A 15418-nucleotide genomic window follows, 5' to 3' on the forward strand; every position below is an offset into this window, starting at 1 on the left:
GACACTATTGATTAATAGCACAACGGAATACATAACCAGGTGGAACCCCATTTTTAGCGGAGCTATAATCACCATTCATTTCTGGATCTTCTGGTGATGATTGCCTAAACATTGTTAAGGCATACTGATCATCGCCACCAACGGCTCCACGCAAGACTTTTTTCTCTCCGCTTTTTGGCCTAGGGGATCGTTTACAGGAGAATGCACATAGTCATCGCTTGCGTACCAGTCGTTAGTCCATTCTGCGCCACTTAAACCCATATCATACAAACCTAAAGGATTAGGGGGATATTTACCAATTGGATACATTGGAAGGTTTAAGCCGCCAGTAAATTTTTGTAATTCATCATATGTCGGATGGTTTTTACCTCGGTCAATCTTTCCTGTATCAGTCGCAAAGGGTAGATACTTACCTTCTGAACGAGTTGCATATTCCCATTATGCTTCTGTTAGTAAGTCTATTTTTTATCTGAACCCTCCCCGTGCCATGAGCAATAATCTTTTGCCTGCTGCCAGGTTACACTCACATAATAATTATTGCTCAGAAACAAAGGAAAATCTTCGGCAAGGGCGTTAATAGGCGTCGTCTTTTACCTGATATGTCCAGAAAAATATCTTAATCATCATTTATTACTTTATATTTTTAAATCATATAATTGCTGAGTCCAACCTTATGTACTTTTTATCATCTTGATTAATGCTAAGCGGATCTTTCTCATTAACTATTGGTCCAAAATCACTCATTAAAAACTCACCACCACTGACCAGGATCATGTTGTCTAGAGAACGCTTAACCACCTCTTGTGTTTATTGTTTATTTTCTGCTTACTGGATATTATCGCAACCTGCAAGCAAGAGAGGGGAAATAAAAAGGGGATTATATATTTATTATTCATAAACCACTCTCAGATTAATTATTCACTACACAACGAAAAACATAGCTTGGTGCAATACCATCCTCTTCGTATTTACTTCCTTTCAGCACGGGAACAGGCAGTGCTGACTGGCGGAAAACAGTTAATGCATATTGCGTGTCACCACCTATATTACCCCGGAGAACTTTTTTTGTACCGGACTCTGGTCCTTTTGGATTTTTCAAGGGTGAGTGTGAATAATAATCCGAAGAATACCAGTCATTGGTCCACTCACTACCACTTAACCCCATGTCATAAAGTCCCAATGGGCTAGGTGGGTATTTTCCTACTGGATAAATTGGTAAATACAAGCCATCGGTTGCAGCATTCAATTCATCAAAAGTCGGTACATTCTTACCCCGCGTAAAGGTGCCATCATTAGTAGCATAAGCTAAATAACGTCCCCTTGAGCGAGCTGCGAATTCCCACTGAGCCTCAGTAGGAAGATCTATTTTTTTACCGGTCTGTTTACCAACCCATAAGCAATAATCCTTTGCTTGTTGCCAGGTTACACTAACAGAAACATCATCTTTTAGAAGAGATGGATGATTTTCACCCATTCCCAAAGGTAAATGTTCTTTAGCTGTAATCTTTATATATTCATTATAATCTTTATTAGTAACTTTATATTTCCCGATCATAAACCCATCTAATATTACCTTATGAAGTTGTTTATCATCTCTGTTAATACTGAATGGTATTTTCTCTCCAACCAGAGTGCCAAAGTCACCCATTAAAAAATCATCACCATCGACTTGAATCATATTCTTCATAGTATGATCAACTAATACGGATAATGCTTTATCATTCTCTATTTTTTCTTTTCCATCGTTGCAAGCGACAAGGGAGAAGGTAATCAATAGCAGTGAAACCTGGTAAGTTTTCATATTTTCTCTTTATGCAAGTCGTGTGTCATCAGGATGCTGAAGATCGATCAGTGCAAGATAGTATTCCATTTTTTCATCTGGTATTGATTTGAATGGTTCTGATGGATCTGATGTTTGAGGTAAATCATTATAAAGTTCAATAAGTTTAACTCCATAATTCGTCGATATTACCGACGAAGTCTCACCTTCCTGAAGAAAAAGTACCAAATCTCTTTCATTCTCTTCTTTCGATGATTTTTTCATAGCTGAGATGGGGGACATATGTTGCATAATATTGTTATAGTCTGCCATCGACTGTACCCACTTAAGAGCTTTGAATATTGCTTGCTTTCGTTTCTTTAATGGGCCAGTTTTCCACGCATTCAACGTAGTTACATCATAATTCTGATTGCGTGGGTCTTGATAATCAACCCAATTAGTATCAATCAGCATTGAAATAACTGCCGCCTTTGTTTCAGGAGGTGTGTACTTTAATTGATCTGGATCTGATAAAATGCTGTTCATTAGAGCGACTCTTTTATTTTCTTGTTTTAAGTCATTTTCTATCGTTTCCAAAATACTACCGATGCTTCCTAGCATTGCATCAACTGCCTGTACTCCTTGAGCTGCCATAATTAAGGGAATTGCACATAATGCCTGGAATGAACCTGGCTCCATCATTTTATCTAATTTTTGATAGTCAACATTCCTTAACATATGTAAGAAACTTTTCATGAAAGCATAGTATGAACTGGCATCCACCTCAAAACCAAGGCTACCTTGAGCTCCCACCCCCCAACACAATGCCGCTTTACAGTACATTCGGAATCGGCTGTTGATATAAGTTATATAAAACACAGCGCTAGCACCAGCCCCAGCCTGAAAATTAACTCCATATGCAATTTTCGCTATCGTCAAAAAATTCTTTTCTTTTGGTACAATTGCCTCATTTGCATTATGTTCCATTTTATTATCCTCTTCTGGATGAGGATCAAACCATTCTATTGCCCCACTGAGTTCACCGCCAGCCTGAATACCTGCAAAAGCTCCTGCCTCCAGCCCAATTTTCGCATCAGGAAGATTAGGTTTAGCTAAATTAACTTGACGCTGTCCAGGATGAGGGGGGGATATAAGCCTCGCAGGAACACCTTTAATACCGTAGCCCTTAGCCATTTCACCGCTTCCGTCGATCTCAACGCCCAATTCAATTGCCACACTTGCACCGACATTTCCAGAAACAGTCAATTCCACTGCAAAACGCAAAGCCCCCATGCTACAAATACCACCTTGGGGATTTTCTTTAGTGGCCTTTCCAGGAAACAGTAAACTGATGCCCAGGCGATCTGGAATATAATATGATCCAGAGAATTTTGCTTCTCCAAATGCAAAACTTGAATGGCCTTCAACTTTTGCTGAGGCTTTTTTTTTGAGAGGATTAAATTCAGCTGACAAACCGGCCCCATGACTGTAACGCATCAATTGCGCCTGAGCACTAAAATCCACACTCCCAGCAAAGAATTCATCTTCTCCAGAAGCATTCATTTTCTTGTTCATCTCTTTTGCCCAGTCAGAGAAAACCACATTGCAATCTTCACCTAACTCTTTTTTCCATTTTAAGCTTATATCCAATTCTTTAATGGTTTTTTTCAACTCGTTACTATCAATTTCGGAAGAACGTATGGTTTTCTTAATTTCCCTACCACTCTCGTCCAGCCCCGTAACAACTTCTTTGCTTTTGTATTTTATAAAGCTGGCTTCACCACTTTTTTTATCAACATTACTGAGTTTATATCTTTTCACGTGATTTTTAATGTGATCGGAACGAACGTAGATCATTTTTAATCCACGTGTATTTGTTAATGGTATTAACTCCATAATACCTATTGCAGATTTTTCCATCCCTTCATCTAATAATTCACCTTCAGGTACGTCCTTAGATATATCCTTAAGCTCTTGCCTTAATTTCTCATTAGCCGTATTTAAATTTTCATAAGTCTCTTTTAATGAATCCTCAAATGCCCGAACCGGACGACGACCTGCCTGTATAAGCATATCGTAGTTCAGCTTATCTAATAATTGTTGAGCTTGTTTTTGTTTTTCAAGTAGACCAGCAAGCCTATCATGAGATTTCATTATTATTTTATTATCTTTAGCTTCAACACATAAAAGCGTAGCACTTCCTGTATGAAAATAGATCTGTGCTTCTCCACCTCCCTGAACTACTGTTCCTTTACTAACCAGGTCCGTATCGCTTTGTTGTTCATCTGTTGCCATTTTATGCACTCCAAATTAGTCGTTGAGTAGCTCTATTTTTAATTTTTTCTTTATGCCAGAAAAAATTTCCGAAGTCTTTCCATCTTCATCGGTGCGACCTTCATAAATATCGCCATCACTGGTTGTAATCCGGTAGCGTTTGTGAGGAAGAATTTCTCCGGTTTCCTGATCTTGTGCGACAAAATATTCACTGAACCCCTTCGGCAACTCAGGAGTTGGGGCATCGTAATCCGCCGGCCCCATTTTTTGCACATTGCTGGCTTTAAGAAGAATATTCCCTGGTGCCCCCAACTCTATATTTCCACCGCTGAGTTTGATGTATGCCCCTGCGCAATTCACTACCAGTTCTGTTGCTGCTGTGATTTCCACTTTGCCTTCCACACTGGTAACGGTGATGTCCTTTTTCGCCAGCGCTTCGATGTTGTCGTCCTGTGCCTGGATTTCTACTTTCCCTTTTGCTGCAAACAACTTCATTCCTGCTGTACGCGCCAGCATGCTGATGGCTTCACCTGCTGCCACAGTAAAACGCTTCATCGCGCTGATGTCAGTGTTTTGCTGCGACATGATGCCTACGCTGGCACTGCCGGATGCCAGACGAACGGCTTGTGGGCTGCTGATGCTCACGCCTTGAGGTGCATTCAGAACCATTCCCGGTTGGACCAGATCTTTAAGAGCGGTGGTCAATGCCTGCTGACTTTGCGTATCGGATGGTAATGCCTGAGCACCTTCGGCCGCTGCAGATAAGCTTTTTGCAATACTCAGCGCACTCTCCAGTTGAGCAATTGCTTCCTCCATCCCCAGCATCATTCCACTAGCCGATGATTGCGTATCCGCTGTAATAAACACGCCAGCACCACCACGGATGGACACCCATTTATCCGTTCTGAGCTCGGCCCCCTCACCCCGCAGCGCCCTTTCGGCATCCACATTGTGCCCAAGGTTCAACTGGGTTTTGCCGCCGTACTCGGTACTGAGCTTGATATGCTCCTCGCCGCGCTTGTCTTCCAGGCGAATTTTGTTCAGAGCAGGTGTGCGTATCACGTTGCGGGTGTTGTTCTTTTCCGTCACATGGTCAACGTGGCGTGAGTCGTGCAGCGCATGGGCGATATACGGGCGGTCCGGGTCGCCGTCGTGGAAGCCAATCGCTACTTCCGTGCCCTGGATCAACGGAAAGTGGATACCGTAAACGTCGCCGCCGTAAGGCTTGGCGAGGCGCACCGGCATGCTTTCCTGGCCCTGTGCTTTGTCGTCCTGGTCGGCATCAAATTTCACGCGATACAGGCCGGAGGCATCCTGCCAGGCGTAGATGTCATTGGCTTTCGCGCTGGTGACGCGTGCCATCATCGTGCCGCTGACTTTTGGACGTGGTTTCAGTGCCGGACGCCAGCACAGGGTCTCACTGAACGGAATTGCTACCCACTGGGCGACTAATGCCGTTTTGCGGCTGGCACTGAAATGCATCCCGGTAATCACAATCCCGCTTTCCAGGGCTGCGGGCAGCGTTGGCACAATCGCAGTTTCAACAATCGTCAGTACCTGGCCGGGACTGAGATTGACGTCATTGGCAACGCCGGTGACCTGCATCTGCTTTGACAAAAAGCGCTCGTGATCCAGACGGGCCAGGAAGTTAGCGGTTTCCGCTGTCGGCTCGCTCTTACTGCCAGTGTCGAGATGACGCGGCTTGTAGTGATAAACCTCACCATAGGTGATGCCATCACCGTCACCACGCGTCACATCCGCTTTGGCAGACTGCAGGATCTTCTGGGCTTCGCGGTAGTTATAGTCTTTAGCAGTAACGCTCGCTTCAACCACATTGTGATGGACATTGATCCCCCACACCGACTCGGCACCTGAATCACTCATGCCTGACGGGCTGTTCAGTGGCAGAGTTTTACCGAATTCATACGCGCTTTGTTTGTCGCCGAAGTGCACCACTTCGGTTTGAGTGTCTGGTTGCAGAGTAAAGAAGTAAAATATCCCGACTTCTGAAAGCAGGCGCTGAATAAAGTCCAGGTCACTTTCCTGGTACTGGTTTATTTGCTCGCGTTTCGGGTAAGTCTGCTTGAGCGCAAATTCATATTCCCAGCCCTTAAAGCCATGCTCATCAAGGATCTGCGCCACCACATCCGGCACCGATTTATTGACAAAGAAGCGGTGGGTGCGGAACTGGTTCTTCAGTAATGCCAGAAAAGGCTCCAGGGTAATCTGGTATTTGGCCTCGTCGGCTGAACCTGAGATCCGGCGAAAATCGGTAATCACACCGTGTACCACTTTCTGATCAACCAGGCTTTGCAGTGCTCCCACGCCCATTGTCAGGCTGGCGTTTTTACGCAACATCTGGGTCGCATCAATATCTTTATCGGCACTGGTGAACAGGATACTGTAGCGATAAGTCCGACTTAGCCCTTCGTTGCCGCTGAAATCCTCCACATCCAGCATCGATGAACAGGACGGAATATCGAGGCGGTAGCGGTTAAGGGTTGTTTGGGTAATATTGGAAAGTGTATCAAACAGACTCATGATATTGACTCCATGTAATTCTTCAGCACCTGTAAGGTTTACAGCTGGCAGGCAGCAACTGAGGTATCCTGCACGTAGCGACAATATGGCAAAGCAATCTCGCTTTCTGTCGGTGTTACGTTATAAATATGCCCGTGATTAATCTCCAGAGTGACAACGAACCTTCGAGGTTCACTATCATGTTTCGCTGAGGTTAATACATATTCGACAATAAATTGCCCTTTATCCGGGAAGCGATAATACGAAGGAGGGATACATAATTTTCCGTCACTAACTTTAAGGTCAGGAGAAAAATTAATATTCTTATTCTTTGAAAGTGTTCCTCTTGGATTAATAGCCATATCTGCTGGTTGGTAATCCTGAGCCTCAGTGACATTAAAACATACATTTTCGCCCTGCAAATCGACCTGTGCGGTTTCATCCGGGCGCATTCTGTCACCAGGCCCTGGACATCCTGTCAACATCAGCAAACATACGCCAGACAAAAAAGCAGCGCATAACACACGAGTTTTAATCTGTTTCACCATGGAAGCTCCCCCGTAATTCCTTTTATTTACAGAGTAATGGATTGACAGTGAATAAATATAATTATTTTATTTTTTGATTTATTTCAGTGTATGGCCGATTAATTTCCATATTGGTCAGAGGGAAGTTATAAAAATGCCCTTCTGAAACCCCAACCCCAACAACGACACTTCGGCGCTCTTTTTTATCCTCTCTGGACGCTAATATATATTCAACAATAAATTGGCCTTCATCCGGGAACTGATAAAATGAGTGAGGAATACATAATTTTCCGTCAGCGACCTTGATGTCAGGTTTTAAATTAAAATTCTGGCTTTTGGGAGGGGTTCCTCTGGGATTAATAGCGATGACAGTCGGCTGGTAATCTTGTGATTCAGGGACAAGAAAACAAAGATGGCTCCCAATAGTCGCCACCTGGGTTGTTTCGTCAAAAGTTATTCTGTCGCCTGGCCCTGGGCAACCCGTTAACATAAATGAACAAACAATAACAAGAGGGAATAACAACCCCATATGTTGTATTTTTTTTATCACCACGGAAATCCTCTGAGTGAATTTTTGTATTGTTCACGGATTACTGATTCTGAAGTATCGCCGTCAAGAGTGACATCGGGGTTCTTTTTTTCTCGTAGTAAAGTCCATGTCTTGTAACCAAATTTCTGCAAAATAAAATTATCCGCAATAACTTGTGCCTGCTGTTCCATGGGATATTCACTTAGCAAGCGGCCATCAAGTATATACCGATAACTGACCAACAAGCTGGCCAGCCCTCTCATAATAACGTTCATCCCTTTCGTTCGTTGCCAGACATGAACCATTTCGTGAATAAAGAGATGTTGCATATCATCCACCGTTTGAGAAAAGTCATCACGGTACAGTGTGGTACGGAGATAAATTTCACCATTGGGTGTCATGGCAAACAGCTCACCCTGTAAGTTAAATGGCAGGTAGCTTTCTTTATGGATCCAGACTGAGCCGTACTCAATGGTGGTTCCAAATACCGTTTTTGCGAGCTCAATCTCACCCGATGTCAGTCGCCTCAGGCCGCCTTCTTTACTATCATCCATATAAGTTCCTTTAATATTGACAATCAGTGATCGCCAAACTCCAGCACAATCCCGTCCTCTTCATCCCAGCCCAGCGCCAGTGAGGTCGTCTTTTGCTGCCCGGCTTTACGCTGCAATAACTGCTGGCTCAGCACCGGTAAAATCTGCTGGTTAAGCAGGCTGTCGATGTTGCGCGCGCCGGTGTCCGGCAGCAGGCAGGCGGCAACCAGCGTGTCGTAGAGACTCTCTTCGATGGTGGTCTGCAGGCCGTAGTGGCGGTTCAGGCGTTTTGCCACCTGCGCCAGTTTCATCTCCACGATGGTGCGCAGCGCGGTGGCGTTCAGCGGACGATAAATCAGCGTCTGGAAGCGGGCCAGCAGCGCGGGCTGGAAGTGGTCACGCAAAATCGGGCGCAGCAGTTCCTGCAAATCCCCGTCGGTGGCTTCCGGTTGCTCATCCAGCATCTGCATAATGTGGTCGGAGCCGAGGTTAGCGGTCATCAGAATGACGGTGTTACGGAAGTCGATTTCACGTCCTTCGCCGTCGCGCATAAAGCCACGGTCGAACACCTGGTAGAACAGGTTAATCACGTCGCGGTGGGCTTTTTCCACTTCATCGAGCAGCACCACGCTGTACGGGCGTTTACGTACCGCTTCGGTCAGAATCCCGCCCTGGCCGTAACCGACGTAGCCCGGAGGGGACCCCTTGAGCTGGGAAACGGTGTGCGCTTCCTGGTATTCGGACAGGTTAATGGTGATGAGGGATTTTTCGCCGCCGAACAGGCTGTCGGCCAGTGCCAGCGCGGTTTCTGTTTTACCCACGCCGCTCGGGCCAACCAACAGGAACACACCCAGCGGGCCATTTTCTGATGTAAGACCCGTTTTGGCGGCACGCAGGCGCTGGGCCATGCCGACCAGCGCGTGGTCCTGGCCCACGACGCGGGTGGCAAGATGGTTTTCCAGCATCAGCAGGTCAGTCTGTTCATCCTTCAGCAGACTGGTCAGCGGCACGCCGGTCCAGTCTGCAATCACGTTGGCGACGGTGCGCACGTCCACATCGAGTGAGAGCAGCGGATTGTTGTGTTGCAGGTCGCTGAGTTGTTGTTGCAGGCTGTTGATTTCTTCCTGACGGCTGATGTCCTGACGCACGTCCAGCAGTTGTTGCGTCAGCGTTTTCTCGGCGTGGTACTGGGTTTCCAGGGCGGCGAGCTGTTCTTCCAGCGTGGCGCACTGCTGTTCAATCTGCTCAATACGTTCGCCGTGGGTAAGGCTGCCGAGTGCAATATCTTCCAGCAACGCCTGTTCTTCCATTTCCAGCGCACTGATTTGCGCTTTCAGCTGTGTCAGCGCTTCCGGCAGGGTGTCGAGGCTCATGCGCACGCGAGCAGAGGCCGTGTCGAGCAGATCGACTGCTTTGTCCGGCAACTGGCGGCCGGTGATGTAGCGGCGTGACAGGCTGACCGCCGCTTTCACCGCTTCATCGGTGATGTGTACGCCGTGGTGCCGGGCGTAGCGGGATTTCAGGCCGCGCAGCATCAGGCAGGCCATTTCGTCGTCCGGTTCGTCGACTTTCACAATCTGGAAGCGACGTTCAAGCGCAGCATCGCGTTCGAAGTACTGTTTATATTCCGACCACGTTGTCGCGGCGATGGTGCGCAGTTCGCCACGGGCCAGCGCGGGTTTCAGCAGGTTGGCAGCATCCGCGCCACCCGCCTGGTTGCCTGCACCGATGATGGTATGCGCTTCGTCGATAAACAGTAATACGGGCGTCGGGGAGTTCTGTACCGCGTCGATGACGTTTTTCAGGCGCTGTTCAAACTCGCCTTTGACGCCCGCGCCTGCCTGTAACAGGCCGAGGTCGAGTGTGCGCAGACTGACGGCTTTCAGGCTGTCCGGCACGTTACCTTCGGCAATACGTAGCGCTAAACCTTCCACCAGTGCGGTTTTCCCCACACCCGGTTCGCCCACCAGAATCGGGTTGTTCTTGCGACGTCTTGAAAGAATATCCACCATCTGGCGGATTTCATTGTCGCGACCAAATACCGGGTCAATGCTGCCCGCTTTCGCTTTGGCGGTGACGTCGAGGGTGAATTTGTCGAGTGCCGCCTGTAAGGCTTCGCTCAGGGTGTTGCCGGAAACGCTGGCTTCACGTGGCGCATCAGTCAGTGTCGACGGCGACTGGCTCAGGCTTTCCTGCTGTTGCAGTTCCGGGCGCTCATCCGACTGCGCATCCAGTAGCGGTTTCAGGCGGTTAATCTGCGTTTCGCTTAAAGAGAACAGTGGCCATAACCCTTCGCAACGCAGCAGTTTCGGTTTGGCAATCAGCGCTTCGAGCAGGTGCACGCTACGGATGGTCTGGTTGTCATCCTGCAATGACGCCGCCAGCCACGCGCCTTTCATCAGCGCTTCAAGGTCAGTCGCCAGTTGCGGACGAGTCGACACGGAACGTGGGAGCGCATCGAGGTGCTCCAGCAGGCTTTGCCACAGGCTGTCCATGTCCCATTCGTAGCGGCGGGCCAGTACGGTGATGTCGCCCTCACCCAGTTCAAGGAGTTTTAACAGCCAGTGCTCGATGGTGATTTCAGCATGCGCACGGGTCTGACACAGCGTGGCAGCGGCTTCCAGCGCTTTTGCGCAGTACGGGTTAAGACGACGTAGTAGTACAGCGGACTGGTGTTCCATAGACGTTGTTCCTTTTTAAAGCTCGTCATACTTCGGCCTGCAGGTGCGTTGGCTGCATTTGCTCACCCCAGTCACTTACTAAAGTAAGCTCCCGGGGATTTACAAACTTGCCGCCTTCCTGCAGACCGAATTATTTAGAGCCCTCGAATTCAGAGTTTCAGACACGCTACCGCCCATCGCTGTATACCAAAGCGCATAAGGTCGGAAGGCTGTAAGGGGTTTTGTTTGCTCAGCCGTCTGATTTTTTAAACGACTCAGAAAACAAAAACTGCGGACAGACAGTCCTGTCCGCATCAAACCTTTACCCTAAATAGTCCGTGCTGCAGCCAACGCCGCTACAGCGCGGAATATGACGAGTAACTTAGGCAGTGGTACGTTCGTTCCATGAATCGGAATGAATGATGTTGCCGTCTTTGTAAGTCCAGGTGATTTTTTCGTAGCGCAGTTCAATGCGCTCGAGGTGGTTGTGTTTCTCTTTTGCCGGATCTTTGATGTCGTACATTTCTGGTGCCACTTTCACCAGCTTCACGTTTTCCAGTTTGGTGTTGAAATATTCAACTTCCTGGCCCGCGTCGTTGATTTTGTACCACTTGAATTCAGCGGATTTCAGGGTCTGACCGGTGGTCACCGCTTTGTACAGATACGGGCTGGAGGAGTCGATTTCCTTGGTGAACAGGAACGGGGTGTGGATACGGGTGCCTGTCAGCTTGCCGGTGTTGTTGTCGGTAGGGATATAAAGGTTGTGCTCCTGCGCCACCACTTCGATGCTGCCTTCGCGGTCTTTAACGTCTACAGAACCTTTAATGTCCGCACCGCCGTCGTCTTTCAGCCACAGATAAACAGGAATTGCCATGGTTAGTTCTCCATTTCTTCAGTTGGGGCATCACCATCTTCCGTTGGATCCGGTGAGGCCATTTTTGCGCCCGGTAGCCGGCAAGCATTTGCCTGCGGTACCAGACTGATTTCGACACGACGGTTGGCCGCGCGGCCCACTTCCGTGTCATTGGATTTCAATGGGCGGCTTTCGCCATAGCCCTGTACGGCAAAGCAGCTTTCCGGCACATCACCCGTATCGCGCATCCAGTCCCGCACCGATTCCGCACGTTTGAGCGACAGAATCTGATTGGATTTATCGTCACCCGTATCGTCGGTATGCCCTGCCACTACAATCAACCAGCCTGGTTTGGCCTTAATGCCGACCAGCGCATTAATCAACACCTTGGTGGAGCCGTTTTTCAGCAGATATTTGCCGGTATCGAACAGCGACAGGCTGTCCAGGCGGATGGTTTTCGGTCCCTGGATAATTTTTTTGATGACCGGTGGTGGCGGAGGGGGTGGCGACCAGCTGTTGATGGCACTTTGCAGCGGTGCAATCAGACGCATCCCCTGATACAAGCCGAGCGACAGGCGCATCGGCGCGCCGCTACGTAGCCAGCCGTCCAGTAAATCTGCATCACTGCGCAGTTGTTGTTGCGCCTGGACTTTAGGCGCCGGAGGTGTGCCCGTCAGACGGTTATAGAGTGCGAGGTGGTCACCCACGCTTTGAATCAGGCGTTGGTTATTGATGAACGACGCCAGCATGGCAAACAGCAAGAACAGACCACATATCAGTCCTGCCAATTGCCAGGTTTGCATCAGACGCGATACACCACGACGACGGGGCAGATACGGCAGCAACACATCCGGTAATGGCAGACATTCCTGGGTACGAATAAGGGTTGGTTGCAGCGTAGTGATACCCGCGACATGGGCCTGCCAGAGGTTATCGCGACTGCCCGTGACGGGAGTAAAACAACTCCCCCAGACGCACGGCGTCAGAGCAGGTAAATCGCCCTGCCGCTTGCTGATGACGTCGCGAATATGGGTATCACACCAGGTCAGCAGGCTCTCCATCCAGAACACACTGCTCAGCCGCTCGAGATCGTTGCCGGCATTCAGTTCGCGACCCCATTCCGTCAGCGGCATCACGCCCGCGCCGGTTTCACGCACCTGGATGCCCGTAAGGCCTGGCGTGACCGTATACCAGCGCTCAACCTGCGCATCGGATTGCCGCGGCGGTGAAATCCAGGTGCTTATCCAGACCGGAGGAATACCCGACAGCCCGCTTTTACACTGCACGATGGCGCGATGCCAGGCGCGCAGTTTCTGGGTGAAATCGTCCTTGTCCTGATGCTGTTCCGGGATGACCGCCAGCAGCACGGAAATCTGTGCCACCAGTGCCGGGCGTTCAGCGGCCAGATGCTGCGCCAGCAGTGGAAGCTGCTCCGGCAACGCAACGGGCAGATACCAGCCCTGACGGGTTTCACGGAACAGCGTGCCACCGGAAAACAACGGTGCACTGTCGCCACAGACCAGCACCACAGCACCCTGAAAGTCCTCCGGCGGCAGGTTCGCATCCTCAATGTGCGCATGGGCGATTTTGTTGCGACTGTCACGACGCCAGTGAAAATACCCCACCGCTCCGCAAACCAGCAGCACCATGATGCTGAGCGTCACACGGCTGGCAATGCCCAACGGCCAGAAGCCGATAATCAGCCACAGCGCCAGGAAAGCCCCAAGGAGCAGCAGTATTAACTGTGTAATTCCGCGCATCCGTCAGTGCGTCCCTGTCAGGTGTGACACCATATTTGCAAGCATGGTCGATAGCAAAAACCACAGCGCAACCAGGATGGCAGCACCCAGCACCCAGGAAAACCAGTACGTTTTACGCCCGGCGCGCAGCCGTGAAGAACGCGAAACCACCGGTGTCTCCAGGGTCTGGGTGAACGGAGTAACCAGTTGACTGAGCTTGCGAACCACATCTTCGCGACGCTCATCCCCCTGTTCACGATAACGACCGACAAAGCCCAGCGTCAGCGCCCGGTAAAAACAGGTCAGCACCGCAGTATCCGGTGCAGGCTCCTGCAACACGGTACGAATACGCTCCCACAACTCCTCGCCAGCGTTTAGCGTGTTGAAGTAACGCGCCTGCAGTGGGTCTTTGAGCCATTTACTGTAGCCGCTATCAGGCTTCTGGCGGTTCATCACGCTTTCATCCAGCAGCGCACACTGGGTGTAAAGCATGTGGTCGCAGCTCGCCTCGCTGAATCCGGCCCGCGTTAATGCTTCACGCGCGCGGTCCATCCAGCCACAGGCCTGGCGATACAGCGCCTCCCCGTCGGTAATTTCCTGACCATTACGCAACTGGCTGACCATCAGCCAGCAGGGATAAAAGATTTCATCAATCAGTGAAGGATTTATTTTGCTCATGAGCGCAGCACCGCAAACAGTTCGAGTTTCACCTCACCGAGCGTGCCCGGCGTATAGAAGGCACAGTTACCCGCCTCCAGCATCGCCTTCGCATCCGGGCTGTTGAGGTCAAGGGAGAAGTACTGGTTCTCAAGTCGCAGTGGGATCGCCGCAGGCACGTGAGACAGTGGTTTCATCGCCACACCACTGAGCGCGACGTTCACCACATCGGATACCGCCTCGAAGCTGCCCGCCTTGCACAGCACCGGGAACTGGGTCTGCAGCAAGTGATTTGGCAATGACGAACGGACCGAGAGATAGAAGTCCGCCCCTTCACGCAGGCGAGCATCGTGCAGTGAGCCGGTCCAGAACTGACCATCCCGTTTGAGGTCAATCGCCACCATGCGTGACGGCAGGCTCGCTTCGAGCAGTTTGTCCAGCAAGGTAAACAGCGGCGGGAAGACCTGTTCCGGCGCGTCATGTTGATACAGCGGGATATCTTCCGCTTTATGCTCCAGTGAGAAGGTCAGCAGGCTGCCCGCCAGACGGACCAGCTCCCGGTAGAACAGTTCCGGATGGCGCGACGGGGCCTGGATCAGTTCGGTCAGTACCGGCTCGATGCTGTTCAGGGCATTGAGCAGCCAGAACAGCGACACATCGGCGACGGCAAAATCCGCCATGCGCTCGTTGCTTTCCCGGCGCATCGCCATCAGGCGACGACGGCGCGCCTGCAGGCGGTGCAGCAGATCGCCGAGTTCACTGAGCACCAACGGGCTGGCGGCAAGTGAAAGCATGGGCGGAATGAAGTTCGCATCCTGCATCCACTGGCCCTGGGCGCTGCGTGTCAGACGCACCACCGGACAGGTCAGATATGCCGCGTTTTCCTGATGGGCAAACCGCAGAGTGATGGCGTGGTGCATCACCGCCAGTTCTGTACGTTCATGCCCGGCCAGCTCCTGCACCGTGTGCCATTGCTGCTGCCAGCGGCGCGGACGTTCACTGTCCTGCCCATCGTCGAGATTGCCGCCGTTGGCGGATAACAGTGGCAGTGCCAGCACGATATCCACGCTTTCACGGTCGGTGACTGTGGACAGGTCGCAGGCGGGCGGCAGGTTATCCGCCAGTTCAGTATCAATCTGTGTACCGTCCTGGAAGCGGACAATCAGACGCAGGGCATTGAGACGTGAAAGCGCCAACGACCCGTTGTCAAAAGCGGCATCAATAACACCCCACGGATTCGCCAGCACCATATGGGCCACGCCGTCTGCCATATAGGCATCCCAGCGGGCCTGTTGCTGAAACTGTTGCGGGGCCAGAAAGGCCCCGTCAGTCCATAACGGACGATAGATTTTCATTCCGTCTCCCGG

11 protein-coding genes and 1 pseudogene are annotated in these 15418 nt (G+C 50.2%); all 12 read right to left on the reverse strand.

Translation table 11 applies throughout. The features are described 5' to 3' along the window. Positions 1–4 precede the first annotated feature (4 nt). Positions 5–804: pseudogene (locus tag RHD99_RS13800) on the reverse strand (formylglycine-generating enzyme family protein); the annotation flags it as partial. Between the two features lie 106 nt (positions 805–910). Next, entirely contained in the window at positions 911–1801 is an 891-nt protein-coding gene (locus RHD99_RS13805) for a formylglycine-generating enzyme family protein (RefSeq protein WP_309874544.1), read from the reverse strand. Between the two features lie 9 nt (positions 1802–1810). Then, positions 1811–4054: a BAR domain-containing protein gene (locus tag RHD99_RS13810; protein WP_309874546.1), complete on the reverse strand. Its 2244-nt coding sequence runs from the start codon at positions 4052–4054 to the stop codon at positions 1811–1813. Between the two features lie 15 nt (positions 4055–4069). Then, positions 4070–6574, reverse strand: a complete 2505-nt coding sequence (locus RHD99_RS13815; RefSeq protein ID WP_309874547.1) for a type VI secretion system Vgr family protein — start codon at positions 6572–6574, stop codon at positions 4070–4072. Positions 6575–6612: 38 nt separating this feature from the next. Beyond that, the gene (locus RHD99_RS13820) at positions 6613–7101 is read right to left on the reverse strand and encodes a putative T6SS immunity periplasmic lipoprotein (protein ID WP_309874549.1); all 489 of its coding nucleotides are present in this window, start codon (positions 7099–7101) and stop codon (positions 6613–6615) included. Positions 7102–7162: 61 nt separating this feature from the next. Then, complete coding sequence (locus RHD99_RS13825; RefSeq protein ID WP_309874550.1) at positions 7163–7630, reverse strand: putative T6SS immunity periplasmic lipoprotein; 468 nt, start codon at positions 7628–7630, stop codon at positions 7163–7165. Then, entirely contained in the window at positions 7627–8163 is a 537-nt protein-coding gene (locus RHD99_RS13830) for a type IV secretion protein Rhs (protein WP_309874552.1), read from the reverse strand. The genes RHD99_RS13825 and RHD99_RS13830 overlap by 4 nt, the downstream gene beginning before the upstream one ends. 23 nt (positions 8164–8186) lie before the next feature. Next, positions 8187–10823 carry a type VI secretion system ATPase TssH gene (gene tssH, locus RHD99_RS13835; RefSeq protein WP_309874554.1) on the reverse strand — a complete coding sequence of 879 codons (2637 nt, stop codon included), beginning with the start codon at positions 10821–10823 and terminating at the stop codon, positions 8187–8189. 361 nt (positions 10824–11184) lie between these two features. Beyond that, positions 11185–11676, reverse strand: coding sequence for an Hcp family type VI secretion system effector (locus tag RHD99_RS13840; protein ID WP_183269708.1), 492 nt, complete (start codon positions 11674–11676; stop codon positions 11185–11187). A 2-nt stretch (positions 11677–11678) separates the two neighbouring features. Continuing rightward, the gene (locus tag RHD99_RS13845) at positions 11679–13415 is read right to left on the reverse strand and encodes an OmpA family protein (RefSeq protein ID WP_309874558.1); all 1737 of its coding nucleotides are present in this window, start codon (positions 13413–13415) and stop codon (positions 11679–11681) included. A 3-nt stretch (positions 13416–13418) separates the two neighbouring features. Further along, positions 13419–14072, reverse strand: a complete 654-nt coding sequence (gene tssL, locus RHD99_RS13850) for a type VI secretion system protein TssL, short form (RefSeq protein ID WP_309874560.1) — start codon at positions 14070–14072, stop codon at positions 13419–13421. Continuing rightward, positions 14069–15406 (reverse strand): type VI secretion system baseplate subunit TssK, encoded by a 1338-nt coding sequence (tssK, locus tag RHD99_RS13855; RefSeq protein ID WP_309874562.1) that lies wholly within the window; start codon positions 15404–15406, stop codon positions 14069–14071. The genes tssL and tssK overlap by 4 nt, the downstream gene beginning before the upstream one ends. Between the last annotated feature and the right edge of the window lie 12 nt (positions 15407–15418).

Source organism: Buttiauxella selenatireducens (assembly GCF_031432975.1).
Taxonomy (GTDB): Bacteria; Pseudomonadota; Gammaproteobacteria; order Enterobacterales; family Enterobacteriaceae; genus Buttiauxella; species Buttiauxella selenatireducens.

Coding starts and splice junctions, on each gene's coding strand:
- RHD99_RS13805 (WP_309874544.1), bottom strand. CDS start 1,801: ATGAAAACTTACCAGGTTTCACTGCTATTGATTACCTTCTCCCTTGTC.
- RHD99_RS13810 (WP_309874546.1), bottom strand. CDS start 4,054: ATGGCAACAGATGAACAACAAAGCGATACGGACCTGGTTAGTAAAGGA.
- RHD99_RS13815 (WP_309874547.1), bottom strand. CDS start 6,574: ATGAGTCTGTTTGATACACTTTCCAATATTACCCAAACAACCCTTAAC.
- RHD99_RS13820 (WP_309874549.1), bottom strand. CDS start 7,101: ATGGTGAAACAGATTAAAACTCGTGTGTTATGCGCTGCTTTTTTGTCT.
- RHD99_RS13830 (WP_309874552.1), bottom strand. CDS start 8,163: ATGGATGATAGTAAAGAAGGCGGCCTGAGGCGACTGACATCGGGTGAG.
- tssH (WP_309874554.1), bottom strand. CDS start 10,823: ATGGAACACCAGTCCGCTGTACTACTACGTCGTCTTAACCCGTACTGC.
- RHD99_RS13840 (WP_183269708.1), bottom strand. CDS start 11,676: ATGGCAATTCCTGTTTATCTGTGGCTGAAAGACGACGGCGGTGCGGAC.
- RHD99_RS13845 (WP_309874558.1), bottom strand. CDS start 13,415: ATGCGCGGAATTACACAGTTAATACTGCTGCTCCTTGGGGCTTTCCTG.
- tssL (WP_309874560.1), bottom strand. CDS start 14,072: ATGAGCAAAATAAATCCTTCACTGATTGATGAAATCTTTTATCCCTGC.
- tssK (WP_309874562.1), bottom strand. CDS start 15,406: ATGAAAATCTATCGTCCGTTATGGACTGACGGGGCCTTTCTGGCCCCG.